We start from the raw sequence: 25,452 nt of genomic DNA, 5'->3' as shown, positions 1-25,452 counted from the left end.
GGAACATGAACATGCAGCCTTTCAGTTTTGCCACCACCCCCCATCTGCTCTGCGAACCCGGCGCCGTCGGCCGCCTGGGCCAACTGTGCCAACAACGCGGCGTGCGCCGCGTGCTGATCGTGACCGACCCGGGCATCGTCAACCTGGGCATGCTCGATGACGTGCTGCCAGGCTTTACCCAGGCGCACATGAGCGTGGCGATTTTCAGTGGGGTCAGCGCCGACCCCAGTCACGCCTGTGTGCTCGCGGCGGTCAGCCGGGCGCGCTACATAGGCGCCGAGCTGATCGTCGGCTTTGGTGGTGGCAGCTCGATGGACGTGGCCAAGCTGGTCGCGCTGCTGGCACACCCTGCCTGTGAGCAGACTCTGGAGGCGGTCTACGGCATCGATCAGGCCAGCGGCCAGCGCCTGCCGCTGATCCAGGTGCCGACCACCGCCGGAACCGGCTCGGAGGTCACGCCTGTTGCCGTGATCACCACTGGTGAGGCGGCCAAGATGGCGGTGATCTCGCCGCTGCTGCTGCCCGACCTGGCGCTGCTTGACGCCGAGCGCACGCTGGGTCTGCCGCCGGCCATCACCGCGGCCACCGGTATCGATGCCATGGTCCATGCCATCGAGGCCACCACCAGCCAGTTCAAGCGCAACCCGCTGTCCGGCCTGCTGGCCCGCGAAGCGTTGGCCTTGTTGTCCGGTAACCTCGACCAGGCGGTGCACAACGGTGGCAACTTGGTGGCGCGCCAGGCCATGCTACTGGGCGCCTGCCTGGCCGGGCAGGCATTTGCCAACGCACCGGTGGCGGCGGTGCATGCCCTGGCCTACCCGCTGGGGGCTCGCTACCACGTGCCGCACGGGTTGGCCAACGCCCTGGTGCTGCCCCACGTGATGCGCTTCAACCGGCGCGAGGCATTTGCCGATTATGCGGCGCTGGCGCCGGCCCTGTTGGGCGAACGGCTGATGCCGGGCGACCCCCACCAACTGTGCAGCCAATTCATCGATGAACTGGAGCAGTTGGCGCCACGCTGCGGCCTGCCCAGCCGGTTGCGCGATGTCGGGGTAGCGCGGCATAGCCTGCCGCTGCTGGCCGAAGATGCCCTGCAACAGCAACGGTTGCTGGTCAACAACCCGCGCAAGGTGACCCTCGCCGATGCCCTGGCCCTCTACCAGGCGGCGTTCTGAATGGCCAGGAAGCGCCCGCTGCGCGGCGCCTACCGCCATTTCCAGCCGATCACCACGCGCTGGCACGACAACGACGTGTACGGGCATGTGAACAACGTTGTCTATTACAGTTTTTTCGACAGTGCCGTGAACACCTGGCTGATCGAACAGGCCGGCCTGAATATCCACCACGACCCGGTCGTTGCTTACGTGGCCGGGTCCGCCTGCGACTATTTCGCTGCCATTGCCTTCCCGCAACGCATCGAAGTGGGCATCGCCGTCGAGCGGTTGGGCAACAGCGCCGTACACTACGCCCTGGCCGTGTTCGTCGAGGGCGAGTCTGAAGCCTGCGCGGCCGGCCGTTTCATTCATGTTTTTGTCGACCGCAGCACTCACTGCCCGGTCGCCATTCCCGACGGGCTGCGCAGCGCGTGCGAGCATTTGCTACCGGAGTAATTGCTCCATACAGCTGCGCTATGGGGTGCTGAGCATGTGCGTTGGTGCAGGCATGGGGTCCGTGGCGTTGTTCGAAATGCTTGGAACCGCGATCACTCAGCCATAACGAATCGGCATGGCTTTGATCTGAAGACGCTATTTGTGAGCGCCTTCAAAGCTATCTGATACTCCTCATCACCGACACCGCCGGCCTGGGCGGCCGGCGCGTCCGCGCTGAATCCCATCATTTCCCTCTCTAATAAAACAATAAGAGGTTAAGAGTGAGCGCAACCCTTCTTCTCTGCCGGCGCCGCGCGCCGCTGGCGGCCGCGTGCTGCCTGCTTGCCACCCCGGTTGCGGGCGTACAGTTCGACGTGGGCGAGCTGCAAGGTCGCTTTGACTCGGCTTTGTCATTCGGGACTGCCGTCAGTACCGCCAACCCCGACAAGCAGCAATTGCAGGCGGCGAACGGCAACGACGGGCGGCGCAACTACCGCGCAGGCGATGTGTTTTCGACGATCTTCAGAGGTACCCATGACCTGGAGCTGCGCCGCGACAACGTGGGTGTGTTTTTGCGTGGCACCTACTGGTATGACACCGCGCAGCGCGACCACAGCCAGCGGGCAGTCGACATCGACGATCACAACCGACAGGTGTCGGCGAAAACGGCTGGCGTGGAGCTGCTCGATGCCTTCGCCTATGGCCTCTACGATATCGACGGTGAGCCCGGGTCGCTGCGCGTGGGCAAACAGGTGGTCAATTGGGGGGAAAGCCTGTTCATCCAAGGCGGGCTGAATGTCGTCAACCCGTTCAACCAGGCCGCGCTACGGCGGCCCGGTTCGGAGGTGAAAGACGCCCTGGTGCCAGTCAACCTGGTGTATGTCACGCAGAATCTCAATCAGGCGCTGTCAGTTGACGCTTTCTATCAACTGGATTGGGAACAGACCCGGCTGGACAACTGCGCGACGTTCTTTTCCGGCAACGACTTCATGCCGGAAGGCTGCACAGGCCTGGATGTCGGCGGGCAGATGGTGACCAACCCAGCAGTCTCGCAGGCCTTGGCCGTATTCGATGTGACGCTGACGGAGGAGGGCGTGCGAGTGCCTCGCGGGGGCGACGAAGATGCGCGCAACGGTGGCCAATGGGGATTGTCGCTGCATTGGTACGCTGCGCGGCTGGATACCGAGTTCGGCCTGTTTGCCGCCAACTACCATAGCCGCTCCCCCTACCTGGGCACGGTCAGTAGCCGCTACTACGCCAACAGTGGTTTCGCCAGGGCACTGTGCGGCAATGTCGGCGTGGCGCTGGCCAACTGCAGCGATTTCCTGGCTTCCAGCAACGGGCAGACCCTGGCCGGCGCACTGCGCATGGGCACTTCGCAGTACCGGGCGCAATACCCCGAAGACATCCGCCTGTACGGCATCACCTTCGCCACCACGCTGCGCAACGGTACCGCCGTGCAAGGCGAACTGAGCTACCGGCCGAACATGCCGGTGCAACTCAACGGCAACGACATACTGCAATCGTTGCTCAATGCCCCTGGTCGCAGCCCGCTGAACGCCGACGGCCAGCGCCCTGCGACCGACAACACGCCATACGACGGCTACCGGCGCAAGGAGGTGACCCAGGCCCAGGTGTCGGCCGTGCAAGCGTTTGGCCAGGTCATGGGGGCCAACCAGCTGCTGCTGATGGGCGAGGTGGGGGCGACCTATGTCGGCGGGCTGGAAGGCCGTTTCGGCCCGCGCTATGGCCGCTCCGGTGCTTATGGCAATGGTGAACTGGCCGACAACAGCCTGTGCCTGGCGATCTCGAAAAGCCCGGCTGACTGCAACGATGAAGGCTTCGTCACGCCGTTTTCCTGGGGCTACCGGCTGCGCGCGACCTTGAGCTACCCGACCCTTGTTCCGGGCCTTGATATTCGCCCCAACCTGGCCTGGGCCCATGACGTCAAAGGCTACTCGCCCGCCGATGGCTCAGCCTTCAATGAAGGCTCGCGCTCGATCAGCCTGGGTGTGGACATCAGCCTGGCCAGCCAGTACTGGGCAAGCCTGGCCTATACCGATTACCTCGACGGCGATTACGGCACCCGTGGTGACCGCGATTATGTCGCATTCAGCGTGGGTGCCAATTTCTGATGCAACCAAGGAGCAGGACCATGTCCAAGCGCAACATGCAGCAGCCAACACCCAACCTGCCCGGCATTGCCCTGATGCTGGCCGGTGCGCTGGCCCCGGGGCTGGCAATGGGGTCGCCGTCCGAAGGCGTGATGCAGGGGTTTCCCCCAGCGCCAGAATGGCGTGTCACCCAGGCCAATGCCTTCAAACCACCGTATTTGCGCTGGTCTATGCGCCACGCCCGCGAAGTATCGCCTACCCGTGGCATCGGCCGCGCAGCCACTGCGCTGGTTTTGACCGAAGGCAACCCGGCAGCGCTCGACCCATTGGCCTTCAGTGTCGGTGACCAATCAATGACCTTGGTCGGTTATCTGCAGCAAACCAGCACCGACGGGCTCATCGTGCTGCAGCGGGGCCAGGTGATATACGAGCGTTATCTGGATGGCTTCGAACCCGGCCAGCCGCATATCTGGGCATCGATGACCAAGTCTGTTACCGGCCTGATCGCTGCCCAGCTGATCGCTGAAGGGGCGCTGGACCCGCAGCGCACGCTGGCGCACTACGTGCCGGAACTGCGCGGCACGCCGTTCGGCGAGGCGACTGTGCAGGCCAACCTGGACATGCAAGTGGCAGTGGAGTACCCACCCCGGATGCCGCCGGATCTCGGTCTGTTTGCCGCCACCGGTCTGATACCGCGGGGCGAGGGCATGCCAGGGGATATCTACAGCTTTCTTCGGCAGGTTCAACAGGCGTCGAACCCAGGCGGCAAGGCGCCGTTCTTCTACCAGAATGGCTCGCCGGAAGCACTGGCCTGGGCATTACGGCGTATCACCGGGCTCAATTGGGCCCAGCTGGTCGAGCAGCGGTTGTGGTCACGCTTCGCCGAGAACGATGCGTACGTGCAGGTCGACCCGCTCGGGACCGAGATGGCCAGTGGTGGCATCAGCTGTAACCTGCGCGACACGGCCCGCTTCGCCGAGCTGGTGCGCCGCGAGCTGGCCCGCGATGCCAAGGACGACAGCTTCAACCAGGCGGTGCACCGCACGTTCCTCGCTGCCGACCCTGCCGTGTTTGCTCAAGGCAGCCTCGGCCCCGGCCGCCCTGGTTACGGCTACCGCAATTATTGGTTCCAGAAGAACGATGGTGACGGGTCGGTCGAGGCCAGTGGGCGCTTTGGTCAGAAAATCTATATCAACCCCCGCCGCGAAGTGGTGATCGTGAAGCTGTCAGCCACAGCCGATCAGGCTCGGCGCGCCACGCGTGCCGACGGCGAGGTAAACATCCCTGCGCACGTCGCAGACTCGCCGGCTGCGTTCAGCAGCATGGTGACTGCGGTGTTGGCGGCCCTGCCGGATTGAGGATCATGTCACGCCTGGCAGGGCGCCACGTCGTCGAAGCGTGCTTCAATGATTGCCTTGGTTACGCAAGTGGCCGTTGACGTAGCGCACCGTCATTTCCAACGTCTGCCAAATGTCGGGGTGGCTGAACTGATAGTTGCGTTCCAGCTGCTTGCTCTCGGCCATGTCGAAGCGTTGCGTCTGTATGAAGTCCAGTGACTCGGCGCTGATCGCCAGCCGTGCCGGCAAGCCGGGAATCATCAAAAGCCACCGAAGCACTGCAATCGGCACATGGAGGCGGGGCGCCTTGACCTGTAGCGTTTTCGCCATCTGCTCAAGCATCCCCTGCAAGTTCGGCGTGTCTTCATCAAGCGCGAGGACCTGACGGTTCACCATCGTGGGGTCGAGCGCCACGCAGGTGATCATCGTCACCAGGTAATCGACGCTGACCAATGGCAACCAGTGCCTGGCCGAACCGGGCACGGCCTTGAACCGGCCTTGGGCCAGGTTGCGGATGAGCCCGGCCAGCGGTTGCCCTTGCAGAATGTGCCCGCTCTGGCTGTGCCCACACACCGTGGCAGGGTGAACGATGGTGTAATCCGCACCCACCTCCCGCATGTAGCGGATGACGGCAAAATGAGCCTCGAGCTTGCTGCCTTCATAGCCACCGACACGGCCGTAGACCGTGGGCCAGTGGGTGTTTTCAGGGTGCTCATTATCCACCCCGACGCTGGCCAGGTGGCCCAGGTTCTGCAGCATGAAACCGCCCACCATCAGCAGGCGGATGCGCTGGCTGGCGGCAAGCCTGGCCACGTTCAGCGCCCCTTGTACATTCACTGCGCGGGCGCGCTCCATGGTCAGCCCCCAGGAGAATTGCGCCGCCAGGTGAAAAACCACGGAGGCCGAAGACACGCACTGCTTGCCTGCGTCGCTGAGCCCGAGTCCGTCCCTGCTGATGTCTCCCTCCACGACGTGGACCAAGGCAGGGTCACCGCCTAGCTGGCTCACCTGGTCCCTGAGGCGCCCGATGTTTTCGGGGCTGCGCATCAGCACCCAGGTCTTGTGCCCTGCCGTAGTGAGATGCGCCAACAGATGTTGCCCCACGAATCCACTGCCGCCTGTAACGAAGCATTCCACGCTCATGCCTGATTCCTTGTATGGATGATCGGCGCAGGCTAAGGTGTAGAGCGTGCTCTACAGTCAAGGGGTTTTCAGTGTGAATATCGGAGCGTTGGAGCGCCGTAGTGGCGTCGGCCGCCATGCCCTGCGCTATTACGAACAGCTCGGGCTTATCACCGCCCAGCGCCAGGCGAACAACTACCGCAGCTACAGTGAGCAGACCGTTGCCGACTTGGCGTTCATTCAAAGTGCCCAGGGCGTAGGTTTCTCACTCGCTGAAATCGGCGACATCCTTGCGGCCAGGCGGGGAAATACGATCAATTGCGCGCAAGGCGCAGCCTTGGTCGCCAACAAGATGGCCGAAATCCAGACGAAGATTTCCGCGCTGCAGGCTACCTATGTGTTTCTGGAGGGCGAGCGTGCAAAGCTTGAAGCCAGCGCCATTGCCCTCGGGCTGACGCTTGCCTGACCTCTGGTTGTGGACCGCGCAGAACAGCGTATCTCGTAAAACACGCTGCTGCGCGAGGAAGGTTTGCGAACCACTGACTGCTCAATAATTCCAGAACCCTGCGATCCAGCGGAACCCGTCACCGTCGACCGCTACCCGCCCCACGGAAGGGAATGGCAAGTGTGTCGCAACGAACAACTCGCCACTGGCGGCGGCTTCACGCAACAGCGCTAACCGGACCCGTACTGACTCCTCGGGGTCGTGCTCGAAGCCGTTGTGCCAATCCGGGTGGTCAAAGGCCACCGGGAACAGCGCATCGCCGGCGAAGGTCAGTCGCTGCCCAGCCGAATTGACGTACACCACGCAATGCCCTGGGGTATGGCCGCCGGTAAGGCGTGCGACCACGCCGGGCGCCACTTCATGCTGATGCTCGAAGGTGCGGATCCGGCTGCCGTAGGCTTGCATGAACGCCTTGGCCGTGGAGCGCAGCACGTCGGGCACCGGTTGCGGCATGTCCGTCTGCGAGAAGTCCGGTGCGGCCCAGAAGTCGACCTCGGTGGCGGTGACGTGGATTTTCACGTCTGCGCGCAGGCGCTGTTTCACCTCGTCCACCAGCAGGCCGCCGATGTGGTCCATGTGCAGGTGGGTGATGACGATATCGGTGATCGACTCCAGCGCGATGCCGGCGGCCGCCAGGCGTTTGGGGAACTGCCCGGCCCGCGGGAAGCCGGGGAACTGCCCACCCAGCCCGGCATCCACGAGGATCACCTGCTCGCCACTGCGCACCAGCAAGACGTTCAGTGCCCAGTCGAAGCTATCCGGCCCGAGGAACATGCCCTTGAACCAGGCCGCGCGGGCGGCCGGGTCGGCGTTGGTCGACATGGTTTGAGTGGGCAGTGGCAATACACCGTCACTCACCACCAGCACCTCGATGTCACCGACTTTCACGGCATAGCGCGAGGGCACCAGTTCTTCGCTGTCGCTGGCGACGACGTTGTTCATTGGCATTGTCATGGTCGTTCTCCTGCTCGGATGAAAAGGCTGCGCGGGGCTCAAGCCACCGGAATCGAAGGGTCGGCAGAGGCCAGGGCGGTCGCGCGCTCGGCTGCCGGTGGGTAGATCCACACGGTGTTGATCTGGGTCTTGAGCTCCTTGGCTTCGCCTTTCACCAGCTTCAGCTGGCGGTCCCAGCCTTCGCTGTACACCGCACCCCAGGCGCCCAGGTCCAGGCAGGTCACGTACTTGGGCTGGCGATAAGGGGTCGGTGCCACACCCAGCAGATCGGCGGCGGCGTTGTTGCCCGCGTGGCGGCCGAGGCTGATCGCGTGCTGGCAGGACATCACCGCGAAATTGCCGATATCGTCGGTGGCGGCATAGGCCACGTCGCCAGCGGCAAATACATCCGCCAGGCCGCGGACCTTGAGGTTGCCGTCCACATGCAGGCGGCCCTGGTGGTCACGCGCGCTGGTCAGCTGCTCGGTCAGTGGGCTGGCGCGCATGCCGGCGGTCCAGACCACGGTCTGGCTTTCGATGTGTCGGCCATCGGCCAGCGTCACGCCCTCGGCATCCACCGCCGTCACGGTGGCGCCGACGATCCATTCGATACCCAGTTCGTTCGAGGCTTCGATGATCGAAGGCCGGATACCTTCACCCAGCGCCGCCCCGATGCGTTCGCCACGGTCGATGAGGATCACCCGGATCTTCTCGCCTTCGCCCAGAGCCGCGCGCAGGCGGGCAGGCATCTCGGTAGCGGTTTCGATGCCGGTGAAGCCGCCGCCGGACACCACCACGGTGTTGCGGGCGGCGCTGGCGGGGCGTTTGCCCAGCGCCATCAGGTGTTGCTCCAGGCGCGCAGCCGACTCGATCTGGTCGACGTCGAAGCTGTGCTGGTTCAGGCCTGGCACGGGCGGCCGGGCCAGCTGGCTGCCACTGGCCAGGACCAGCCGGTCGTAGGCCAGCTGCGCTGGCTGGCCCGCTTCGTCGCGGTAGCTGACGCGGCGGGTTTGCTCGTCGATGCTGTCGGCGCTGCCCTTGACGAAGCGCACGTCCACGGCGTCGAACAGCGCCTGGAGCGGGGCGAACATGCTGTGCACGTCGGCTTCATAGAAGCGCGGGCGGATGCGCAGTTCCGCTTGCGGGGCCAGCACGGTGATCTGCACGTCCTCCCGGCCATGCATATCGAGCAGGCGCGCAGCGCTCAGGGCGCTCCACAGTCCGGCGAAACCTGCACCAATTACCACAAGTTGCTGTTTCATGATCGTGCTCCTGGCGTGAACGGGTAGGGGGCTGAACTTCAGCCTTGGCGAGACGCTGTAGGGTCAGTCGTTCGCTGTGGGTTGATGTTAAGCAGGGGCAGGGCCGGGCACACTTCGCCATGGGTGTGCAGCGGGTTACACATGGGGTGTAAAGGGCTATACCAAGGTATCGCGGGGGCTGTTCAGCGGTGCAGGGCAGACTCGATGCAATCCAGCAGCTGCTGGGCTTCGAACGGCTTGGGCAGGCAGCTGACCACGCCGGGCATGCCTGGGGTGATCCGCGCGCGCTGGCCGGGGTGGGCGCTGATGAAGATCACCGGGAGGTCGAAGCCGCGTCGCTGCAGTTGCGTCAGCAGCTCGACGCCACACATGCCGGGCATCTGCATGTCGCAGATCAGGCAGCCGGCCTGGCCGGGGCCATCAGAGGCGAGGAAAGCACTGCCGCTGGCAAACGTGCGGGCACGGTAGCCGGTGGCGCGCAACAGGCCATCCAGTGCATCACGCAGGGATTCGTCGTCGTCCACTACGGCAATCAGTGTGGCGCTGGGCTGCTTCATGCGCGGTCTGCTCCTGGCGGCCTGGGCCGTTGTTCCAAGATACCCCGTCGCGCAAGGGGCAGAAGTATACCTAGGTATAGCCGGGCGATACGTGAGTCTGGCGCTGCCAGTTTCCAGTGGCCAAAGCGGTGGACCTTGCCCAACAATAGGCTAGATTCTTCACCTGCCGACAACACGCGACGTTATGGCTCAAGGAGCGCTAATGGCTGTACAGGGCACGCAGGACTCGAAGGAGCCGGTGGTGTACATCGTCGATGACGACGAGTCCATGCGCCTGGCCCTTGACGGGCTGTTCCGCTCGGTTGGCCTGCAGGTGCAGAGCTTTGCTTCCACCCAGGACTTTCTGGCCTTCCCGCGCAGGGCTGTGCCCGGTTGCCTGGTGCTCGACGTGCGCCTGCGCGGCGAGAGCGGCCTGGCGTTCCAGGCGCAGATGGAGCAGGGCGGGGTGCGCATCCCGGTGGTGTTCATGACCGGGCATGGTGACATCGCCATGTCGGTAAAAGCCATGAAGGCTGGCGCGGTGGACTTTCTGGCCAAACCGTTCCGCGACCAGGACATGCTCGATGCGGTGGCCAGTGCCCTGGCTCGCGACCGCGAGCGCCTGGCAGGCGAACAGGCAAGCCTGGCCTTGCGCCACGCCTTCGCGGCGTTGACGCCCAGGGAGCGCCAGGTGCTGGCCTTTGTGACGGCGGGCCTGATGAACAAGCAGATCGCCGCTGAGCTGGACCTCAGCGAAGTCACCGTGAAAGTGCATCGCGGGCAGATGATGAAGAAACTCGGCGCGCGCTCGGTCGCCGACCTGGTGCGCATGGCCGAGACGCTGGGTGTCGAGCCGTTGCGGCGCACGCGCTGACATCACCCGCATTCCTCCAACTCGAAGATGGGGCCCGGACCCATGCCAGGCAAACAGCAAGTCCTGTGGAACGATGGTGATCGCCTGTTTTGCCGGTTACGGCGCCCGGACGGCACCTGCGTGCTGCTGATGCGGCCCGCCAACGAACAACCCTTGCCCGCCACCGTCGACCGCCTGGCACATGAATATGGCCTGCGCGAGCAGCTTGACCCTGGCTGGGCGCTGCAGCCACAGGCCCTGGAGCGCATCAATGGCAAGCCGCGCCTGGTGCTGGGCGACCCAGGCGGCCAACCGCTGTCGGCTCTGCTGGTGTCGCCGCTGGGCATCCAGGCCTGCCTCGAGCTGGCGATTGAAATCAGCGTTGCCCTGGGCCACCTGCACCTGGCCGGGCTGGTGCACAAGGACCTCAAACCCCACCATATCCTGATCGACTGCGACGACGGCAAGGTCCGCCTGACCGGTTTCGGCCTGGCGTCGCGCTTGCCCCGCGAGCGGCAAGCGCCCGAACCACCAGAGACCATCGCCGGCACCCTGGCGTACATGGCGCCTGAGCAGACAGGGCGGATGAACCGTTCGGTGGATTCACGCAGCGACCTCTACGCGCTCGGCGTGACCCTGTACCAGATGCTCACCGGCTCGCTGCCTTTCAGCGCCGCCGACCCCATGGAGTGGGTGCATTGCCACATCGCGCGCAAGCCGTTGCCGCCCTGCGAGCGTGTCGGCACCGTGCCGCAGCGGCTGTCGCAGCTGGTGATGAAGCTCCTGGCCAAAACCGCCGAAGACCGCTACCAGAGCGCTGCCGGCCTGGAGCATGACCTGCGTCGTTGCCTTGCCGAGTGGTGCCAGGGCCGAAGCATCACGGCGTTCAGCCTGGATGAACACGGCACCCCCGGCCGCCTGTTGATCCCGGAAAAACTCTACGGCCGTGAACGCGAAGTGCAGGTGCTCGAAGAGGCCTTCAACCGCATGGTACGCAGCAGCGTGCCGGAGCTGGTGCTGGTTTGCGGTTATTCGGGTATCGGCAAGTCTTCGGTGGTCAATGAGCTGCACAAGGTGCTGGTGCCGCCGCGAGGCTTGTTCGCCAGTGGCAAATTCGACCAGTACAAGCGCGATATCCCGTACTCCACGCTGGTACAGGCGTTTCAGGGGCTGGTGCGCACGTTGCTTGGCAAAAGCAGCGAAGTGCTGGCCGGTTGGCGCACGGCCTTGCTGGCGGCGTGCGGGCCCAACGCACGGCTGATGACCGACCTGATTCCGGAGCTGCGGCTGATCATTGGCGAGCCTGCACCGGTGCCGGAGCTGGAGCCGCAACAGGCGCAACGGCGGTTTCTGCTGGTATTGCGACGCTTCATCGCGGTGTTCGCCCGCGCCGAGCATCCGCTGGCGCTGTTTCTGGACGACCTGCAGTGGCTCGACGCGGCGACCCTCGACCTGCTCGAAGACCTGCTCACGCACCCGGAGCTGCGCTACTTGATGGTGGTGGGTGCCTACCGCGACAACGAGGTGGACGCCCAGCACCCGTTGACCGCCAGGCTTCAGGCGATTCGCAGGGCAGGCGCCCCGGTGCATGAGGTTCGCCTTGCCCCGCTGGCCCGCCCGCATGTGGAGCAACTGATCGCCGAGTCGCTGCACTGTCCGGCACCCAGTGTGATGGGCCTGGCCCAGCTGGTGCAGGACAAGACCGCCGGCAACCCGTTTTTCGTCATTCAGTTTCTCCAGGCCCTGGCCGAGGAATCGCTGCTGGCCTACGACCACGCGGCCCGGCGCTGGCGGTGGGATGCGCAGCGCATTCATGCCAAGGGCTACACCGACAATGTGGTCGACCTGATGGTCGGCAAACTGGCCCGCCTGCCATTTGCCACCCGACAGGCGCTGCAGCACCTGGCCTGCCTGGGGAACGTGGCGCAGGCGCAGACCCTCGCCCGGGTGCTGAACCTGCCGATGGAGCGTGTGCAGGCGGTGCTGTGGCCGGCAATCCGGCTGGAGCTGGTGGCACTGCAGGACGGCACGTGCGCGTTCGGGCACGACCGCATCCATGAAGCCGCCTATTCGCTGATCGCCGAAGAAGACCGCGCCGCCATGCACCTGCGCATCGGTCGCATGTTGGCCGAACAGGTGTCGGCCCAGCACCGCGAAGAGGCGATTTTCGAGATCGTCGGGCAGCTCAACCGTGGCGCGGCGTTGATCGATGCCCGTGACGAACGCGAGCAATTGGCCGAACTCAACCTGCTGGCCGGGCGCCGGGCCAAGGCCGCGTCGGCCTACGGTTCGGCACTGGCCTACCTGAGCGTGGGCGAGCACTTGCTGCAGGGGCCGTGTGCCGCTCAGCCGCATGCCTTGAGCTTTGCCCTGGCGCTGAACCTGGCGGAATGCGAATTTCTCACCGGCCAGCTCGAGCATGCGGATCAGCGCCTGACCGGGCTGGCGCTGCGCGCCAGAACCACGGCTGAAGGTGTCGCCGTGGCATGCCTGCACATGGACGTGTGCCTGATGCTCGACCGTAGCGACCGCGCGGTGGCGGTTTGCCTCGCCTGGTTGCGCCAGGTGGGCATTCATTGGCTCGCGCAACCGGACGATGACGAAGTACGTGGCGAATATGACCAGATCGCGCTGCGGCTGGGAACGCGCAGCATCGAGCAGTTGATCGACCTGCCGCTGATGGCGGATGCGACCTCCCTGGCCATCCTGGATGTCTTGTGCAAGCTGTTCGCCCCGGCCTTGCAAACCAACGCCAACCTGGCCTGCCTGACCATATGCAAGGCGGTGAGCCTGAGCCTTGAGCATGGCAACTGCGATGCGTCGTGCATGCTCTACGCAAACGTCGGGCGTGTGTCCCGGCGTTATGGCGACTACCAGACCGGTTACCGCTTTGGGCGCCTGGGCTGCGAACTGGTGGAGCGGCGCGGCCTGCAACGCTATGAAGCCAGCACCTTTTTGTGTTTCTCGATGTTCGTGGTGCGCTGGACGCGGCCGGTCAGCGAGTGCCGCGAACTGCTGCGCCGGGCCTTCGTTGCGGCCAACCGGGTCGGTGACCTGCCGTATGCCGCCTACGTAGGCAATGGGCTGATCTCCGATCAGCTGTTCAGCGGCGAACCGCTGGGCAGCATGCAAACGGAGGCGGAGCAGGGCCTGGCCTACGCAGAGAAGGTGCATTTCGGGCTGGTGATCGACTTCATGAACACGCAGTTGGCGCTTATCCGCACGCTGCGCGGGCAAACGCCGATGTTCGGTTGCCTGGACGACGAGCATTTCAGCGAGGTGCGGTTCGAACGGCACCTGGCCGCTGCCCCAGACCTGGCCTTGGCAGCCGGCAAGTACTGGGTGCGCAAGCTGCAGGCCCGCTACCTGGCGGGTGATTACCCAGCGGCGCAGGCCTGCGCGGCGCAGGCCAAGGCGCTGCAATGGGTGATCACCTCGTTTTTCGAAGAGGCGGAGTACCACTTCTTTGCTGCGCTGACACTGGCGGCCGGCCAGGTCGTTGACCAAGCCACGTTGCAGGCGTTGGCCGAGCACCATGACGTGTTGCAGGTCTGGGCCCGGCAATGCGCGGAAACCTTCGCCAGCCGGCAGGTATTGCTGGGGGCAGAGATTGCCCGCCTGCAAGGGCGCCTGATCGACGCCGAGCAGCTCTATGAGCAGGCCATCCGGCTCGCGCGTGACAGCGGCTTCGTGCAAGTGGAGGCGCTGGCCAATGAATTGGCATCGCGCTTCTACGGCAGCCGCGGGCTTGCCCGCATTGCCCGGGTCTACCTTCGCGATGCGCGTTATGGCTACCTGCGCTGGGGCGCCGACGGCAAGGTGCGCCAGCTGGACAGCCGTCACCGTTACCTGCGCAGTGCCGATCCGGAGCTTGGCCCCACGGCTACCATTGCCACCCCGGTCGAGCACCTGGACCTCGCAACGGTGCTCAAGGTGTCTCAAGCCGTGTCGGGCGAAGTCGACCTGCAGAAACTGATCACCCAAGTGCTGCGCACGGCGCTCGAGCAAGCCGGTGCCGAACGTGGCGTGCTGGTTCGCGCTCGAGGGAGCGAGCCGCGCATCGTCGCGCAGGCCAGCGTGGGTGAAGGCGAGGTGAAGCTCTGCAACGAACCTGTGAGCAGCAGGCTGCTGCCTGAATCCGTGCTCTACCAGGTACTGCGCACGGGAGAAAGCCTTTGCCTGGACGATGCCGTCGGGGATGCGGCCTTCATGGCTGACGATTACATCCGCCGGTACACAGCCCGCTCGCTGCTGTGCCTGCCGCTTACCAACCAGGCGCGGCTGATCGGGGCGCTGTATCTGGAGAACAATCTCAGTGCCGGTCTGTTCGATCCTGCGCGTATCGCGGTGCTGCGGCTGGTTGCCTCCCAGGCCGCCATCTCGCTGGAGAACGCCAGGCTGTATCACGAGGTAGCCGAACGGGAAGCCAGAAATCGCCAGGTGCAGGCCGAACTGGCCCATGCCAACCGTGTCGCCACCATGGGCCAGCTGGCCGCTTCGATCGCCCATGAAGTCAACCAGCCGATCGCCGCCACGGTCACCAATGCCAATGCCGCCATCCGCTGGTTGAGCGCGCAGCCACCGGCGCTGGATGAAGTGGGGCTGGGGCTGAGCCGGATCATCAAGGATGCCAACCGCGCGGCGCAGGTGCTCGGCCGTATTCGTGAACTGATCCGCAAAGCCCCGCCGCAGAAGCAGGCGGTGGACGTCAACGCCGTGGTGCTGGAGATGGTCGACTTTACCCGTGGCGAGGCCGCAAGGGGCAGGGCACAGGTGCATACCGCACTCGCCGAGGGCTTACCCCAGGTGCTGGCCGACCGGGTGGAGCTGCAGCAGGTGCTGCTGAATCTGATCCTCAACGCACTGGAAGCCATGTCGGAGGTTGAAGGCGCGCGCACGCTGCAAATCGGCACGGCCGTTGATCAGGACGGTGTGCGGGTGACCGTGGCCGATAGCGGGCCCGGCTTCGTGGCGGAAAACGTCGAGCAGGTGTTCGAGCCTTTCTACACCACCAAGGCGACTGGCCTGGGTATGGGGCTGTCGATCTGCCGCTCGATCATCGACAGCCATGGCGGCCGGTTCTGGGCCAGTGCCAGGCAGAGCCCGGGCGCGGTGCTGCAGTTCACCCTGCCGGCGCATCCCGCGCCGGCAGGGTGACGGCGTATTCGTCACGCAAACGGGGCTACCTGACCTTTACCACATCGTCCGGCTTCCAGGTCTGGTCATAGAAGGCGTCCTCAGTCCCGTACAAACGCAAGGCGACGAGGAAGTTGCGCCCCGGCAGGGTCTGGATGAAGGCGGCGTCCGCCACGTCTGCCGGTTTTTCGGGGCCAAACCAGATTTCCAGCGAGCCGTCCGCCTGCTTGGGAATGTCATAGTAGCCATTGGTGGAGGGCAACAGTTGCTTGGTTTCGGGCATGGTGCCGTCGGTGATGTTGTACGCGGTCACTGCCCAGAACAACGCCGCGGGCGGATTCGGCGGCAGGCGCAGTTTGTAGGTGCTGCCGCCTTCGAGGAACTTGCCGTCCTTGTCGCGCCCGGTAAACGGGTACTTGGAACCGGCGCCTGTGGTGTGCATCACCATGGCCGGCGCCGACGAGTAGGCGAACTGGAAGAAGTTGGCGCGCTGGCTGACGTCCAGGTAACTGTCCTGCATCCAGTCGTTGGTGCCCCCAGCCCAGGTGTTCTCGTACTGGCGGTCCGGGTAATAGAGGTTGCGCTTGTCTTCACGGCCCAGTTGGCGGTTGGCCAGGATCATCTTGGGCGCGGTTTCGACGGCCTTCTTCAGCAGTTCGTCCTGCCTGGCCGTGGGCTTGAACGGTTCGCCCTTGATGATGCCGATCGAGGCCAGCACACCGCGCAATTCGGGGTCGATGGCTTCGACAGGTTCATAGTCGACGAAGGCCTTGAGCTTGGTCCAGTAAGTGTTGTCGACCGGGTACATCATGTTCAGCGCCTTGCCGCTGGCGTCGGGGAACTGCATCGGCTTGACGTCCTTTTCCACCGTGAACAGCGGGTAGACGCGCGTGGTTTCGGCGCTTGCCACCGCTGGTGCCGGGTCAGGCTTGCCGTCGCCTTTGGCCATGACGGTGCGGAAGAACAGAAACACATTGTAGGTGCGCGACTTGACCGCGAAGTAGCCGCCCGGCACGGGCCCATTGTAATCCGGCGGCAGCAGCAGATAGAGCCCGCCGCGTGCGCGGTCGGGGCCGACGGCGCCGACATCGGTCAGCGTGCGCTGGAAGAAGTCGGTGAACATGCCGATGACATTGGCAGGCGCCTTGACCACCAGCGGGCCGGTCTGCTTCAGGTCCAGGTAGCTCATGGAGTAGATCACGTCGGCGTTCGGCGTCGGCACCATGGTCCGGGCATCCATGCGTTGCTTCCAGATGGGCAACACGTTGTAGCCAGCACCGAAGGCTTTCTCCGAACCGTCTTTCATGCCAATGGTGTTGAGTGCCGGCAGCATGGTCATGTAGGCATGGATTGCGCGCTGGTAATACAGCTCGTCACGCAGGCTTTCGGCTTCTTTGGGCTCAAGCCAGTTGCCGTTGTTGATCTGCTGGATCAGCGGCGAGGCCGGTGCCTGATCCTGCGCCTGTGCCATCGGCAGGATGGCCAGCGCAGCCGCCAGGGTGGAGAGGGTGAATACCCGCTGCATGGAACGCATCGAGCAGCCTCCTGAGCAATGGTTGGAATTGCAACGTGACGTTTACTTGATCTTCTTGATCACCGGCGGCTTCCAGCTGGCGTCCAGGATCGGCGCCTTGCCCCAGTAGGCGCGGATATACAGCGAGATGGACTCCTTGGGGGATGGCAGCCAGTTGCTTTCTTTGTCCTTGCCGGGGGATGCCGGGCCGATGTAGAGCGTCAGTGAGCCATCGGCATTGCGCTTGAGGTCTTTGTTTTTGGTACCCAGCGAGTAACGATCGAGCGCATTGGCGCTGAACAGGTGGTGCTGGTTGTACAGCGTCAGCGACCAGAAGCCCTGCACCGGCGGTTCTTCGCCTTTGGCGAAGGTGACCTCGTAGCTGTGCGCGCCATTGAGCTGAGCACCGTTGCCATCGAAGTCGGTGTAGAAGTACTGGGTTTCATTGGGGCGGTTGTCGAACATGTTCGACTTGGCGGTGCCTGCGCGGTTGAAATAGTCCACGCCCCATTGGGCGTTGTTGGTCGAGCGGTTCCAGCCATTGCCCGCTGGGCGTCCGTTGTGCTTCCACTGGAAGAAGGGCGCGATCAGCGCTTTGTCGGCCAACTTGGCTTCCTCGACCAGCAGTTGCTTGATGGCCGGGTCTTTTGCGGCAATGGCCATGAGTTGGCGGAACTGGGCATACAGGGCTTCTTCCCCCGGCATCGGGGCGACGGTGTCGAGCACCTGCGGGAGCTGATCGAAGAATTTTTCCGGAACGACCCACTTGGTTTCGCCCTGGCTGGCGCTGTCTGCATGGGGCACCGGGATGTCGGGGGCTTTCTTCCAGTCGATGGTCTTCATCGTGCCGTCAAAATCCTTGAGCGGGTAGAAGACGATCTGGTTGAGTTGTGGCTGGATGGCTGCGCGGTCGGCATCGGTATCGTCCATGAACACGCGCGGTATGGTGTTGGCCAGCGCCGTGGGGCTGCGGATGACCGCTTCCACGCCGTCGGGCTTTTCGCCTTTCCAGTTCGGGCCCACCAGCAGGTAGAAACCAGGCTTGCTGGCATAGGGCTTGCCCAGTTCACCGAACTGATCGGTACGTTGGTCGTACATGGCGTACACCCAGAAGCGCTCGCCGAAGTCCGGCACCTGGGCGATCACGGGTTCGTCGTCCAGCGAGAAGAAGCCAAGGCCGTACACCACGTCCTGGTTGGGGCAGGTGACAAAGGTTTCGGCAGGGGTGATGTAGTCGTGCAGCATGCCCAGCTGGCCACGCGGCGCCGCCGGCAGGATGCCGCCCAGCAGCCCCGGGTGAGGGGCCTGGGTGATGCGCTCGTAGCGGTTGATCATGTTGACCATCGGCCAGCCCCAGAGGTAGGCCATGCGCGCAATGGTTTTCACATATTCCGGATGCATCAGCGCGTCGTTGCTGGGCAGGGTGAGCTGAGGCGCGCCTGGCTGGGCTTGTTCGGCGGCTTGGGCCAGTGGTGCGCTGAGTGACAAGACCAGGAAGGCTGTGCAAAAGCCCGTTTGTGCTGTTCGCATGTTCGACGTCCTTGCAGATGAGTGAGCAAAGGGGAGCACGTCAGCGAACTACGGTGAACGGCAGGGCGTGGTCCACACTCAGCGTTTCGCTCCCAGGCAGGTTCGAAGTCTAGCCCGGTGACCCTCAAAGGCACTTGGTATGCATATTCATTTCATGCCAACCGTCGGTGATATTGATAAAACCGATAGGTTCTATGTCGCGAGTATCAGTTCCATCAACGAAAATGACAGCCACGACGTAACCACATGATGGAATCTGCTATGAAAAAGGTTTCTCTCACCGAACGCATGGTGCATGCCGTCGGCTATGAACTCTTCGCCGTGCTGCTCTGTGCGCCTTTGCTCTCGTGGATCATGGGCAAGTCACTGGCCACGGCCGGCACCCTGGCGGTGACCCTGTCGGTGATCGCGATGCTCTGGAACATGGTCTACAACGCGCTGGTCGACCGCTTCGTGGCGACCCCGCGCATCCAGTGGAAAGCGCTGGCGCGCTTCGTTCATGGCCTGGGCTTCGAGGCCGGGCTGGTGGTCTGGTGCCTGCCGGTGGCAGCCTGGATGCTGGAGATCTCGCTGCTGCAGGCGTTCATGGTCGAGCTGGGCTTCTTCGTGATCATCCTGCCTTACACCGTGCTGTACAACTGGGCGTTCGACCGGGCCCGGCATTACCTCCTGCAGCGCCGGGCCGTGGCCTGAGGCTTCAGAAATGCTTGCTGACAGCGGCCACCACGGTGGCGCTGCAGACATCGTCGAAGCCGTAGCTGCTGGCGCATTCTGTTTTCGACAGGTTGGTGTCCAGGTAGCTGAGGCGCCAGGTGAGCCCGAAGAAATCACGGCTCAACCTGGCCTCCCATTCACGGTATGAGTCGCGCGACTGGCCGCTTTGCGACCAGTAGCTCGGGTCCTTGAAGTCCACGCGGCCGTAGCGCAGCTCCAGGCCGATTTCCATTGGCAGCACCCTGTGGTAGCCCACCCAGGTGTAGAGGCTGTCTTGATCCTTGCCGTACTGCGTGTTGGCATCGCTGGAATAGTACGCCGCCAGCTTGAAGCCCTGCACATCGAGGATGGCGTAGACCTCGGACAGGTTGTACTGGCTCTCCTTGGGGTAGGTGTACCTGAGGTAGCCGAGGTCCAGGTTGACCTGCTCGGCCATTTGCCAGGCCCAGCCTGCGTAGTAATCGACCTCTTGGCGGGTCTTGCTGGCAAAGCCGAAATCGACGTTCGAGGTCCAGGCACCGAGGTACAGGCCGCTGGCATGGCTGAGCATGACATCGGCCTGCAACGCCGGATCGCCCTGGGTTTGCGAGATGCCGCGGCTGCGGTAGTCACTGGCCGCGGCCAGGTCGATGTCGACCGCGAAGTCATCGTTGATCGGTAGGGCAATGGCGGCGGGGGCGAGCGCGGCGCAGCCGAGTGCGCACACGGCTGCCAGGGTAGCGTGTTTCATGGGTATCCCTATCTTGTGTTGTGGTTGTTGTGGCAGATAGAAAGGGCGGCATGCCCGGGGGCATGCCGTGCAGGTATGAAGCGGCGCAGCGGCTTAGCGGGCGTACACCTGGCGCCCGCCGAAATAGGTGGCCAGCACCTGGGTCTCGCCCAGTTGCTGGTCGCTCACCGCGAGCACGTCACGGTCAAGGATGACGAAGTCGGCCTGCTTGCCCGGGGTCAGCGAGCCGATCTGCTGCTCCAGGCCCAGGGCCTTGGCGGCATTGGCGGTGTAGGCATAGAGCATGGTCTGGCGGTCGAGGCGCTCATCGGCATTGAGCACGCCTTGTTCACCTTTGCGCGTTGCCGCCTGGGCGATGGCCAGCCAGGGGCTGGGTGACGACACCGGCCAGTCACTGGCGCCGGCGAGAGTCGCGCCCTGTTTCTGCAGGGAATGGGCGGGGTACTGGTAACGGAACGCTGTGGCGTCGACGTAGGGCTTGACCATGTCGACGGTGTAGTCGTCGCCGGCGGCCCACAGCAGTTGCATCGAGGCGATCACGTCCAGCGCCTTGAAGCGGGCGAAGTCCTGGGGGTTGACCAGTTGCAGGTGGGTGATCGAGTGGTGGATGCCACTGTTGCCAGCCTTGCGCGCCTGCTCGATGCCGTTGAGTGATTCACGCACCGCGCGGTCGCCGATGGCGTGGATGTGCACCAGCCAGCCACGCTGGTCGGCGGCGCTGACCAGTTCGCCGAAATGCTGCGGGTCGATCAGCAGCTCACCCGGTTTGTGGGTGTTGTGGTACGGCTTGAGCAAGGCGGCCGACTGTGCGGGGTATTCGAGCACGCCGTCGGCGAACACCTTGATGCCCGGCAGGGTCAGGTTCGGCACACCGGCGAACTGCTTGCGCACATTGTCGATGGTCTGCAGGTCGGCAGGAGTGCTTTTCGGGTTGACCACCAGCAGCGCGGCAACATGCGCGTTGAGCCCGCCCTGCTCGGCGAGGGACTTGTAGGCGGGCAGCACGCCCACGGTATGGTCGGTGGGTTTGATGGCGAAGATCGCCTCGCCAGGCATGCTGTTGGCTGCCGGGTCCATCCAGGCGGTGATGCCCAGGCTGTTGTTGTACTGCACGGCAGCCTGGGCCCCCTTGAGCAGGGTGGCGGCATCGGCCTTGGGCAGTACGCTGGCGACCCGGTCCCAGCCGGCGTCGACCAGGAAGCCGCTGGGCTGGCCATCGTCGAAGTGGCCGATGGTGTCTTTTTCCTGTGGGCTCAGGCTGCTCAGCAGTGCCTTGTCGATACCGGCGCGCTTGAGCATGGCCTGGTTGGCCCAGGCGGTGTGGTAGTCCTCGCCGATGAACACGATCGGCGTGCTGGCCCACTCGCCCTGGCTGAAGCGCTCGTTCAGTGCCTTGGCCTGGGCCCAGTAAGTCGAACTGACACCGAGCACTTGCAGCACATCGCCATTGCGGGCGCGCCCATCGTCACGCCAGGCGCGCAGGCGGGCTTCGAAGTCGTCCAGCGGCACGGCCTCGCCGCCCAGGTCGGCGCCACTGAGCTGCAGGCCGCCGAAGATGGCGTGGGAGTGGGTATCGATCAGGCCTGGCATGACCCGTTTGCCTTGCAGGTCGATCACCTGGGTGTGCGCGTCGGCGAGTGCGCGGGCCTGGGCATCGGTGCCCACTGCCACCAGCTTGCCGCCTTCGATGGCGATGGCCTGCACCTGCGGGGTGTTGCGCTCGGCGGTGAAGACCTTGCCGTTGACCAGCACCAGGTCCGCGGCGGCCAGTACCTGCCCGGAGGAAAAAGCCACGGCCAGCGCCAGCAACCCAGGAATGCATCTCGACATGTGTAGCCTCTTGTATTTATTGGTGTAACGCGAGCCTACCCAGCGCGGGCCTGGCATAGAATCGCCAGAACGCTAAAAAGCCTTTTGCCATTCAGGAAAAACCGCATGGACACCTTGGGTGCGATTTCGATGTTCGTCGCCACTGCCGACCACGGCAGTTTCAGCCGCGCGGCCGAGGCGCTGGGCAAGACACCTTCGGCCCTGACCAAGGCGGTCACGCACCTGGAGCGTGAGCTGGGCAGCCAGCTGTTCGAGCGCAGCACCCGGCGCATCGTGCTGACCGAAGCCGGCCGGCTGTACCTGGAAACCGCCCGGCAGGTGTTGAAGAGCCTGCATGACGCCGGTGAAGAGATCAGCCAGCTGCAGGGGTTGTCCGGCACCTTGCGCCTGACCGCGCCGCTGGCGTTCGGCCAGGCGTTTCTGGCCGATGCCTGTGCCGGCTTCATGCGCGAATACCCGCAGATCCAGCTAAGGGTCGAGTTGTCCGACGCCTTTGTCGACCTGATCGAAGCCGGTTACGACCTGGCGCTGCGTGAAGGGCACAGCGACCTGCCGGGCCTGATTGCCCGGGTCATCGGCCACAACCGCATCTTTCTCTGTGCCAGCCCCGACTACCTCGAGCGCAACCCGCTGCCGGTGACGGCGCACAGCATCGGCCAGCACCAGTGGCTCAAGTACATTCACCCGGCGCTGGATGCGAGGTTCTGGTGGCTGCAGTGTGATGGCGTGCGCATGCGCCTGCCGTACCCGCAGAAGGCGCGGCTGGAAAGCGACAACTACGACTTGCTGCTGCGCAATGCGCTGGCGGGGCACGGCATCCTGCACACCCCGGCGTGGAGCGTGCAGCGCTATCTGCAAGAGGGGCGGCTGGTGCGGGTGATGGAGCACTGCGTGATCGAGCCGGATGCCTTCGGTGAAGACATCCTCGCGGTCTACCCCAGCCACCGGCGCGCCAGCGGCAAGGTGCTGGCGTTCATCGACTACCTGCAGGGCTATCTGCAACGCCTGTGAGGTTCAGCCGATCGGGTCCTGGCCGAGCACCTTGCTCAACGCGACCCGGGCATCCTCCAGCTGCACCAGCGACGCATGCCGGGCACCTAGGGCGTCGCCGTTCTGGATGGCGGTGAGGATCGCCTTGTGCCGCGGCAGGGCCAGTTCGTCGAAGTTTGGGCGCTGGTTGGAATAGCGCACCGATTCACGCAGGGCCAGCGAGAGCATGTTGCACAGGTAGGCGAGCAGGTCGTTGTGGGTGGCGTCGGCGATACGCGCGTGGAAGTCCAGGTCCGGTTGCAGGCGCTCTTCATGGGTGCGTGCCGCTTCCATGCGCTGGTAGGCCTCGCTGATCGACGCCACATCGTCCGCGCTGGCGTTGGTCGCAGCCAGTGCGGCGGCGGCGGGCTCGATGACCCAGCGCACGCTGGACAGGGTGTTGAAGAATTCCTGCTGCGGCGTGGCCTGCATCAGCCAGTGCAGCACATCCGGGTCGAGCATGTGCCAGTCGTGGCGCGGGCGTACCAAGGTGCCGACGCGTGGGCGGGCTTCGATCAGGCCCTTGGCGGTGAGGGCGCGCATCGCTTCACGGAACACTGGCCGGCTGATGGCGTAGGCTTCGCAGAGGCTGGCTTCGGCGGGCAGTTTCTGCCCGGGCTGGAGCTGGCCGGATACGATCTGCAGGCCGAGGTCCTGGACCAGGGTGGCGTGCATGCTCTTGCGCGTGGTGGGCTGGCGGTAGTTCATGTGCGGTGCTGGCGGTCCATCGGAGCGGGGTGGGCATCATAGCACCACAAATCGAGCACAGGCCTTGCACTTGTAGGAGCGGACGGTCCGGCGCCCCGGCAAGGCCGCTACAAGTACAAGGCCAGCGCGGGATTAGTGGGAATGCTTGGGCACCGCAGAGCCGCGGCAGCCGACCAGGAAGTCGAAGTCACAGCCTTCGTCGGCCTGCATCACATGGTCGAGGTACAACTTCGCATAGCCGCCGCTGATCAGCTGCTGCGGCGCCTGCAGATCCGCCAGCCGGCCGGCCAGTTCCTGATCGGAAATTTCCAGGTGCAGGTGGCCCTCATGGCAGTCCAGTTCAATCCAGTCGCCTTCACGCACCGCCGCCAATGGCCCGCCTGCCGCCGCTTCCGGCGCCACGTGCAGCACCACTGTGCCATACGCCGTGCCGCTCATGCGCGCATCCGAGATGCGCACCATGTCGGTAACGCCCTGGGCCAGCAGCTTGGCCGGCAGGCCCATGTTGCCGACTTCGGCCATGCCCGGGTAACCCTTCGGTCCGCAGTGCTTCATCACCAGCACCGAGCTGGCGTCGACCTCCAGTTCCGGGTCGTTGATGCGCGCCTTGTAGTCCTCGAAGTTTTCGAACACCACGGCGCGGCCACGGTGGCGCATCAGCGCGGGTGTTGCCGCCGAAGGCTTGAGCACGGCGCCCTTGGGCGCGAGGTTGCCGCGCAGGATACAGATGCCGCCATCGGCCACCAGCGGCTTGTCGATCGGGCGGATGACGTCTTCGTTGTACAGCGGTGCGCCCTGGCAGTTGGCCCACAGGCTCTTGCCGTTCGCGGTCAGCGCGTCGGGGTTGGGCAGCAGGTTGTGCTCGCCGAGGCGGCGGATCACCGCCGGCAGGCCGCCTGCGTAATAGAACTCTTCCATCAGGAAACGCCCCGACGGCTGCAGGTCGACCAGGGTCGGCGTACCGCGGCCGACACGGGTCCAGTCTTCCAGTTGCAGGTCGACGCCGATGCGCCCGGCGATGGCCTTGAGGTGGATCACGGCATTGGTCGAGCCACCGATGGCGGCGTTGACGCGGATGGCATTCTCGAAGGCTTCACGGGTGAGGATCTTCGACAGACGCAGGTCTTCATTGGCCATCTCGACGATGCGCATGCCCGACAGGTGAGCGAGCACGTAGCGGCGCGCGTCCACGGCCGGAATCGCGGCATTGTGCGGCAGCGAAGTGCCCAGGGCTTCGGCCATGCAGGCCATGGTCGAAGCGGTGCCCATGGTGTTGCAGGTACCGGCCGAGCGCGACATGCCGGCCTCGGCCGAGAGGAACTCGTTGAGGTCGATCTGCCCGGCTTTGTAGGCCTCGTGCATTTGCCAGACGATGGTGCCGGCGCCGATGTCGCGGCCCTTGTGCTTGCCGTTGAGCATCGGCCCGCCAGTGACCACGATCGCCGGCACGTCACAGCTGGCGGCCCCCATCAGCAGGGCCGGGGTGGTCTTGTCACAGCCGGTGAGCAGCACCACGGCATCCACCGGGTTGCCGCGGATGGCTTCTTCCACGTCCATGCTCGCCAGGTTGCGGGTGAGCATGGCGGTGGGGCGCAGGTTGGACTCGCCGCTGGAGAACACCGGGAACTCTACCGGGAAGCCGCCGGCCTCCAGCACGCCTTTCTTCACGTGCTCGGCGATCTTGCGAAAGTGCGCGTTGCAGGGGGTGAGCTCGGACCAGGTGTTGCAGATGCCGATGATCGGCTTGCCCTGGAATTCGTGGTCAGGGATGCCCTGGTTCTTCATCCAGCTGCGGTACATGAAGCCGTTCTTGTCGGCTGTGCCGAACCATTGGGCGGAGCGCAGGGGGCGTTTGCTATCAGACATGACGGACACCTTATTAGTATTACTATTTGTCGTTATGTTGCGACTCTATCGCCAAAAATGCTTCATGTGAAGGGTTGTCGTTTTAAATAGTAATACTATATGATCGATTCACCGCGCCGGAGGTCTGCCCACAAAACCCCGGCCA

The 25,452-nt window shown here is 64.4% G+C and carries 19 protein-coding genes; 9 read left to right on the top strand and 10 right to left on the bottom strand.

Annotated elements, in window-relative coordinates; all coding sequences use genetic code 11:
* Window positions 1-11: 11 nt before the first annotated feature.
* From CAF78_RS20015 to CAF78_RS20000, 4 genes are all read left to right on the top strand, one after another.
* Complete coding sequence (locus CAF78_RS20015; RefSeq protein ID WP_085677068.1) at window positions 12-1,175, top strand: iron-containing alcohol dehydrogenase; 1,164 nt, start codon at window positions 12-14, stop codon at window positions 1,173-1,175.
* Complete coding sequence (locus CAF78_RS20010; RefSeq protein ID WP_085677030.1) at window positions 1,176-1,610, top strand: thioesterase family protein; 435 nt, start codon at window positions 1,176-1,178, stop codon at window positions 1,608-1,610.
* A 260-nt stretch (window positions 1,611-1,870) separates the two neighbouring features.
* The gene (locus CAF78_RS20005) at window positions 1,871-3,724 is read left to right on the top strand and encodes a DUF1302 domain-containing protein (RefSeq protein ID WP_085677029.1); all 1,854 of its coding nucleotides are present in this window, start codon (window positions 1,871-1,873) and stop codon (window positions 3,722-3,724) included.
* A 20-nt stretch (window positions 3,725-3,744) separates the two neighbouring features.
* On the top strand, window positions 3,745-5,061 hold the full coding sequence (locus tag CAF78_RS20000) for a serine hydrolase (RefSeq protein WP_085677028.1): 1,317 nt from the start codon (window positions 3,745-3,747) through the stop codon (window positions 5,059-5,061).
* Window positions 5,062-5,106: 45 nt separating this feature from the next.
* On the opposite strand, the gene CAF78_RS19995 is transcribed toward CAF78_RS20000, so the two are convergent.
* Window positions 5,107-6,183, bottom strand: a complete 1,077-nt coding sequence (locus CAF78_RS19995; RefSeq protein ID WP_085677027.1) for an SDR family oxidoreductase — start codon at window positions 6,181-6,183, stop codon at window positions 5,107-5,109.
* Window positions 6,184-6,256: 73 nt separating this feature from the next.
* Between CAF78_RS19995 and CAF78_RS19990 the strand changes: the two genes are divergently transcribed.
* On the top strand, window positions 6,257-6,628 hold the full coding sequence (locus CAF78_RS19990; protein ID WP_085677067.1) for a MerR family transcriptional regulator: 372 nt from the start codon (window positions 6,257-6,259) through the stop codon (window positions 6,626-6,628).
* 81 nt (window positions 6,629-6,709) lie between these two features.
* Here the strand turns inward: CAF78_RS19990 and CAF78_RS19985 are convergent, their stop codons facing one another.
* The 3 genes from CAF78_RS19985 to CAF78_RS19975 form a co-directional block, all read right to left on the bottom strand.
* Window positions 6,710-7,621 carry an MBL fold metallo-hydrolase gene (locus tag CAF78_RS19985; RefSeq protein ID WP_085677026.1) on the bottom strand — a complete coding sequence of 304 codons (912 nt, stop codon included), beginning with the start codon at window positions 7,619-7,621 and terminating at the stop codon, window positions 6,710-6,712.
* A gap of 38 nt (window positions 7,622-7,659) precedes the next feature.
* Window positions 7,660-8,862 (bottom strand): NAD(P)/FAD-dependent oxidoreductase, encoded by a 1,203-nt coding sequence (locus CAF78_RS19980; RefSeq protein ID WP_085677025.1) that lies wholly within the window; start codon window positions 8,860-8,862, stop codon window positions 7,660-7,662.
* Between the two features lie 182 nt (window positions 8,863-9,044).
* Window positions 9,045-9,419, bottom strand: coding sequence for a response regulator transcription factor (locus CAF78_RS19975; RefSeq protein ID WP_085677024.1), 375 nt, complete (start codon window positions 9,417-9,419; stop codon window positions 9,045-9,047).
* 202 nt (window positions 9,420-9,621) lie between these two features.
* Between CAF78_RS19975 and CAF78_RS19970 the strand changes: the two genes are divergently transcribed.
* Both CAF78_RS19970 and CAF78_RS19965 read left to right on the top strand, forming a co-directional pair.
* On the top strand, window positions 9,622-10,272 hold the full coding sequence (locus CAF78_RS19970) for a response regulator transcription factor (protein WP_218189746.1): 651 nt from the start codon (window positions 9,622-9,624) through the stop codon (window positions 10,270-10,272).
* Window positions 10,273-10,314: 42 nt separating this feature from the next.
* Entirely contained in the window at window positions 10,315-15,408 is a 5,094-nt protein-coding gene (locus tag CAF78_RS19965) for a trifunctional serine/threonine-protein kinase/ATP-binding protein/sensor histidine kinase (protein ID WP_085677022.1), read from the top strand.
* A gap of 25 nt (window positions 15,409-15,433) precedes the next feature.
* Here CAF78_RS19965 and CAF78_RS19960 read toward each other — a convergent pair whose 3' ends face one another.
* Together CAF78_RS19960 and CAF78_RS19955 are read right to left on the bottom strand one after the other, a co-directional pair.
* Window positions 15,434-16,921 (bottom strand): DUF1254 domain-containing protein, encoded by a 1,488-nt coding sequence (locus tag CAF78_RS19960; RefSeq protein ID WP_218189745.1) that lies wholly within the window; start codon window positions 16,919-16,921, stop codon window positions 15,434-15,436.
* Between the two features lie 42 nt (window positions 16,922-16,963).
* The gene (locus CAF78_RS19955; RefSeq protein WP_143515075.1) at window positions 16,964-18,430 is read right to left on the bottom strand and encodes a DUF1254 domain-containing protein; all 1,467 of its coding nucleotides are present in this window, start codon (window positions 18,428-18,430) and stop codon (window positions 16,964-16,966) included.
* Window positions 18,431-18,691: 261 nt separating this feature from the next.
* Here CAF78_RS19955 and CAF78_RS19950 point away from each other — a divergent pair, with 261 nt between their 5' ends.
* Entirely contained in the window at window positions 18,692-19,123 is a 432-nt protein-coding gene (locus CAF78_RS19950; protein ID WP_085677021.1) for a multidrug/biocide efflux PACE transporter, read from the top strand.
* Between the two features lie 4 nt (window positions 19,124-19,127).
* On the opposite strand, the gene CAF78_RS19945 is transcribed toward CAF78_RS19950, so the two are convergent.
* Window positions 19,128-19,874 (bottom strand): TorF family putative porin, encoded by a 747-nt coding sequence (locus CAF78_RS19945; RefSeq protein ID WP_085677020.1) that lies wholly within the window; start codon window positions 19,872-19,874, stop codon window positions 19,128-19,130.
* Window positions 19,875-19,967: 93 nt separating this feature from the next.
* Entirely contained in the window at window positions 19,968-21,704 is a 1,737-nt protein-coding gene (locus tag CAF78_RS19940) for an amidohydrolase (RefSeq protein WP_085677019.1), read from the bottom strand.
* 105 nt (window positions 21,705-21,809) lie between these two features.
* Here CAF78_RS19940 and CAF78_RS19935 point away from each other — a divergent pair, with 105 nt between their 5' ends.
* Window positions 21,810-22,715: a LysR family transcriptional regulator gene (locus CAF78_RS19935; protein ID WP_085677018.1), complete on the top strand. Its 906-nt coding sequence runs from the start codon at window positions 21,810-21,812 to the stop codon at window positions 22,713-22,715.
* Window positions 22,716-22,718: 3 nt separating this feature from the next.
* Here CAF78_RS19935 and CAF78_RS19930 read toward each other — a convergent pair whose 3' ends face one another.
* On the bottom strand, window positions 22,719-23,441 hold the full coding sequence (locus CAF78_RS19930; protein WP_085677017.1) for a FadR/GntR family transcriptional regulator: 723 nt from the start codon (window positions 23,439-23,441) through the stop codon (window positions 22,719-22,721).
* 132 nt (window positions 23,442-23,573) lie between these two features.
* The gene (locus CAF78_RS19925) at window positions 23,574-25,307 is read right to left on the bottom strand and encodes an IlvD/Edd family dehydratase (RefSeq protein ID WP_085677016.1); all 1,734 of its coding nucleotides are present in this window, start codon (window positions 25,305-25,307) and stop codon (window positions 23,574-23,576) included.
* Window positions 25,308-25,452 lie beyond the last annotated feature (145 nt).

Origin of the sequence: Pseudomonas sp. R28(2017) (assembly GCF_002112505.1) — a bacterium.
In the GTDB taxonomy this organism is placed as follows: Bacteria; Pseudomonadota; Gammaproteobacteria; order Pseudomonadales; family Pseudomonadaceae; genus Aquipseudomonas.
This window is presented reverse-complemented; position numbering and strand designations above follow the sequence as displayed.

What these genes read in the sequence shown, in the direction of transcription:
- CAF78_RS19970 (WP_218189746.1), top strand. Translation starts at nt 9,622, where the DNA reads ATGGCTGTACAGGGCACGCAGGACTCGAAGGAGCCGGTGGTGTACATC.
- CAF78_RS19935 (WP_085677018.1), top strand. Translation starts at nt 21,810, where the DNA reads ATGGACACCTTGGGTGCGATTTCGATGTTCGTCGCCACTGCCGACCAC.
- CAF78_RS20015 (WP_085677068.1), top strand. Translation starts at nt 12, where the DNA reads ATGCAGCCTTTCAGTTTTGCCACCACCCCCCATCTGCTCTGCGAACCC.
- CAF78_RS19980 (WP_085677025.1), bottom strand. Translation starts at nt 8,862, where the DNA reads ATGAAACAGCAACTTGTGGTAATTGGTGCAGGTTTCGCCGGACTGTGG.
- CAF78_RS19975 (WP_085677024.1), bottom strand. Translation starts at nt 9,419, where the DNA reads ATGAAGCAGCCCAGCGCCACACTGATTGCCGTAGTGGACGACGACGAA.
- CAF78_RS20000 (WP_085677028.1), top strand. Translation starts at nt 3,745, where the DNA reads ATGTCCAAGCGCAACATGCAGCAGCCAACACCCAACCTGCCCGGCATT.
- CAF78_RS20010 (WP_085677030.1), top strand. Translation starts at nt 1,176, where the DNA reads ATGGCCAGGAAGCGCCCGCTGCGCGGCGCCTACCGCCATTTCCAGCCG.
- CAF78_RS19925 (WP_085677016.1), bottom strand. Translation starts at nt 25,307, where the DNA reads ATGTCTGATAGCAAACGCCCCCTGCGCTCCGCCCAATGGTTCGGCACA.
- CAF78_RS19960 (WP_218189745.1), bottom strand. Translation starts at nt 16,921, where the DNA reads ATGCGTTCCATGCAGCGGGTATTCACCCTCTCCACCCTGGCGGCTGCG.
- CAF78_RS19940 (WP_085677019.1), bottom strand. Translation starts at nt 21,704, where the DNA reads ATGTCGAGATGCATTCCTGGGTTGCTGGCGCTGGCCGTGGCTTTTTCC.
- CAF78_RS19950 (WP_085677021.1), top strand. Translation starts at nt 18,692, where the DNA reads ATGAAAAAGGTTTCTCTCACCGAACGCATGGTGCATGCCGTCGGCTAT.
- CAF78_RS19985 (WP_085677026.1), bottom strand. Translation starts at nt 7,621, where the DNA reads ATGACAATGCCAATGAACAACGTCGTCGCCAGCGACAGCGAAGAACTG.
- CAF78_RS19955 (WP_143515075.1), bottom strand. Translation starts at nt 18,430, where the DNA reads ATGCGAACAGCACAAACGGGCTTTTGCACAGCCTTCCTGGTCTTGTCA.
- CAF78_RS19945 (WP_085677020.1), bottom strand. Translation starts at nt 19,874, where the DNA reads ATGAAACACGCTACCCTGGCAGCCGTGTGCGCACTCGGCTGCGCCGCG.
- CAF78_RS19995 (WP_085677027.1), bottom strand. Translation starts at nt 6,183, where the DNA reads ATGAGCGTGGAATGCTTCGTTACAGGCGGCAGTGGATTCGTGGGGCAA.
- CAF78_RS19930 (WP_085677017.1), bottom strand. Translation starts at nt 23,441, where the DNA reads ATGAACTACCGCCAGCCCACCACGCGCAAGAGCATGCACGCCACCCTG.
- CAF78_RS19965 (WP_085677022.1), top strand. Translation starts at nt 10,315, where the DNA reads ATGCCAGGCAAACAGCAAGTCCTGTGGAACGATGGTGATCGCCTGTTT.